The organism is Candidatus Aquicultor sp., assembly GCF_054640775.1.
Window position 1 is genome coordinate 1 of record NZ_JBTSLF010000004.1, and the last position, 3598, is coordinate 3598.

At 45.0% G+C, this 3598-nt stretch carries 4 protein-coding genes; all 4 read left to right on the plus strand.

All coding sequences use genetic code 11. From position 1 onward, the window contains the following. The first annotated feature begins 71 nt into the window (after positions 1–71). Positions 72–1007, plus strand: coding sequence for a tetratricopeptide repeat protein (locus ACYC56_RS00715; RefSeq protein ID WP_461372255.1), 936 nt, complete (start codon positions 72–74; stop codon positions 1005–1007). Continuing rightward, complete coding sequence (locus tag ACYC56_RS00720) at positions 994–1668, plus strand: tetratricopeptide repeat protein (protein ID WP_461372256.1); 675 nt, start codon at positions 994–996, stop codon at positions 1666–1668. Before ACYC56_RS00715 ends, ACYC56_RS00720 begins: the two co-directional genes overlap by 14 nt. A gap of 12 nt (positions 1669–1680) precedes the next feature. After that, positions 1681–2484 (plus strand): prepilin peptidase, encoded by an 804-nt coding sequence (locus ACYC56_RS00725; protein ID WP_461372257.1) that lies wholly within the window; start codon positions 1681–1683, stop codon positions 2482–2484. Between the two features lie 235 nt (positions 2485–2719). Next, positions 2720–3598: hypothetical protein (locus ACYC56_RS00730; RefSeq protein WP_461372258.1), on the plus strand; the 879-nt coding region annotated here is incomplete at its 3' end.

Below are 3598 nucleotides of genomic sequence, written 5' to 3' on the forward strand. Positions count from 1 at the left end.
TTCCCGGTCTGCTTAAATACAATGGCTCAGCCGCCATCGATAATGTGCATAATGCATTCTTGCAGTTGGCGTTGACAGCCGGTATTCCTGCCCTTATCGCCTTTATAGTAATGTTAGTAATCTTATTTGTTAAGGCTTCGAGAGAAATCAAGCGGTCTCAGCCGGCTTCTCCAATAACGGTAGGGCTGGTTGCAGGAATAATAGCGTTTCTGGCGCAGAGTCTAACCGGTGTGACAGGGATTGCGACATCGGGATTTCTTTGGTTAAATATGGGGCTCTTGGCATCAACATGGGCTGAACCGAAGATCGAACTCAAGCCAATAACGGGCTTTGCAAAGTATCCCCTCATGATTTCAGTTATTATTGTTGCGATAGTTGCTATCGTTTTATCCATGAGGCCCTTTATCGGAGAAAATGCTCTCGGTCAAGCGTGGTTGGCAACACACGCTGGCAACTCAATCGCAGCCGAAAGTTTTTATAAGAAAGCCATCGCTTATAATCCCCAGGACGATAAAGCCTATAGTAGCCTTGGTATCATGTTTGCCGAAAACGGCTATGCTTCGAAAAATATAGGGCTATGGTCAGAAGGTATGAACTATCTCAAAGAGGCGACTCAATTATCCCCGTATAACCGAGAGAACTATACCTTGCTCGGTCTCGGCTACCTTTACGGGGGCAAAGCATTTGATAAGCGCAACTTCCACTACGCAATAACTAACCTTGAAAAAGCTGCTGAGCTTAGCTCAAATAATTATACGACGAGAGATCTTCTAGGGATGGCATACCTGGAGACAGGACATATGAAGGAGGCGAAACATAACCTCTTGATGGCACTCAGAATTAATCCAAATGACCCTCAAACTCATTATCACATGGGTCGATATTATGAAAAGGCCGGACACAAGGAAGACGCTCTGTGTGAGTATAGTGCCGCCATTATGATAGATAAAAATTACGAGGATGCAAAAACTGCGTATGGGAGACTGATTAAACATGGAAATGACTAGTTTCTTAAGCTCTGAGATCAAGCACATAAAGGCCAAAAAAATCGGACTTGGTATAGCAATAGCCGTTATTATCTTAGCCGCCATTGGTGCCGACCGGTATGTTAACGCGGATAGGGTTTATCACCTGGCAGTTGACCAGGAGGAAGCAGGCAATATCGCCGATGCAAAAAAAGGCTATACTGACGCCCTGCAAATGAATCCATGGCACGCCGATGCAAATTATCAGCTAGGAGTCCTTTTGAGTAAGGAAGGCAAAATTTCTGAGGCCCTCAGGCAGATGCAACGCGCACTGCAGTTGAAAAAAGAGCCGGATTACTATCTTGGCTTGGGATATCTCTACTTAAACAAGCTTAAAGACGAGAACAAGGCGGAGACAAGTTTCCACAAAGCGCTTGATCTTGACCCCAAGAACTACTATGCATGCTTTATGCTCGGGAACCTTGCGGAACGAGATCACAATAACGACAAAGCGATTCGTTATTACGAACAAGCAATACAGGACGACCCACAGATGACCGCCTGCTATAAGAAGCTCGCGGCAATTTATGATGCAAAGGGTATGAACAGCAAAGCTAGCGAGTACTGGCAGGATGTTCTCAGGATAGACCCTAAGGACAAGGATGCCAAGGCGTATTTTAAGGTATCGAAATCAGCCAATTAATCGGAGAGAACCATGGATTATTTCTTTACCGCCGTATTCTTTATATTCGGCACTGTTATCGGTAGCTTCTTAAATGTTTGCGCATACAGGATTCCAAAAGGCGAATCCATCGCATACCCGCCTTCACATTGCCCTGGTTGTGGTGAAACCATACGCCATGTCGATAACATTCCGGTTATAAGCTATCTCATATTGGGCGGAAAATGCAGGAGTTGTGGCTCAAGGATAAGCCTGAAATACCCAGTAATAGAACTATTAACAGGCGTTTTATGGGCTGTAACGTATTCCCGTTTCGGCCCCTCGCTTGAACTTGGTTACGGGCTATTCTTCATAACCATACTTATTGTGTTATCAGCCATCGATTATGACATCAAGATAATCCCCAACAAAGTGCTTATCCCAGCCATGATTATAAGCGCGTTGTTGCTGGTTCTCTATCCGCTCAACATCAAAACGATACCGCTCATCGAAAACCTGAGTTCCGGTTGGGCTATCGGCGGGTTTTTTGTAGGCGGCGGCCTTCTCTATCTAATAGCTATAATGGCCCACCTGTTCTTCAAAAAGGACGCGATGGGCGGGGGAGACATCAAGCTCGCGGCATTTATCGGCCTTTACCTGGGCGGCTACGTACTGTTAGCGCTTTTCATCAGCTTCGCCTTAGGTGCGATAGTTGGAATCGTGATGATTTCAAGGGACAAAAAGAGCGCCAAGGAAATGATCCCCTTCGGCCCCTTCATGGCCGCCGGCTCAATTCTTACCATCTTCTTCGGCCCCCAGCTTTGGTTGGGGTATTTGAGCATAGCAGGACTATCGTAGTAGAGCCGAGCGATACCCCCTAAAGTATAAGTAAAGTACTGCCGAAATAGTATATTGTTTATGCATTTACCATAGATACCAGCTAATCTGCAAACATTTAATGTGCCAATAACCCTACCTTATTGTAATCAACCTAACCATTTTAACGTTTCTCAGAAAATGCTGACAGCTCAACAATATCCGTACTTACTCGGCGGACGTTTTCAGCTGTTGCCGAATTTAAGGAGATTTGCGAATGATTGGAAAACAAAGAATTAGGATTGTGGCATTTTTGGCTGTGTGTGTTTTTTTGATTTTGGGGGCGCAAAGCGCCTTTGCGCTCGAATTTGATGATTCAAAAACAGTTACCGTTGATACTCTCTTAATGGCATCGGGCATTAAAATTAAAACCCCGGAAGGTGCACGAGCGATTGCACAGGATTTCACAAGTTGGGCTGGAATCTCTGAAGATCAAGTAGACTCCTGGAAAAGAGATAAAAAGATTACTGTTGATAGAACGCTAGCCCAAAAAGCAAAGCAGTATGTCCAGATGATCAAGACGGGGGCAAGAACTTCCCTTGCATATACCGACTATACGACGTGGACTGGTAATCTGATTGCTCCTATATACTGGATGACGTGGACTGGACAGCAGATTTGCCCCTATCCTGTTTACGATGTCGGAACATCCTATTCAGACAATAGTTGCACCGCGACAATTACCGATCTGGGCGTAAAACCATATCCGAGCCCAACTTTCCCCGAAGTCAGATACTATCTAGTGCAAGGGGTTGTTAATGGGCATGCGTATAGCTATAAGACGCATGTGGTAGAATATGGTATAGATGCATCGCTTCACCTGGGAGTAATCGCATTACCGCAAGCAAACCTTATTTGCACTATTGTCAAAGATAGCGGGAACAAGGTGCCGCCTAGTGGGAATACAGATTGGCACATGCAAAGTCAGTGGTTTGAAGCGCCTGGGTTCACTGGACCAAGTCACCCCATAACGACGATTCCTGTGACTGGAAATATAGAAGTCAATAATAGTATTGCCTCCGATCCTAATTGGAACCTGGAGAACTTGACGCTTCAAATATCAGATTGGTCATTAGATAGTCTCTTGAATAAAGAT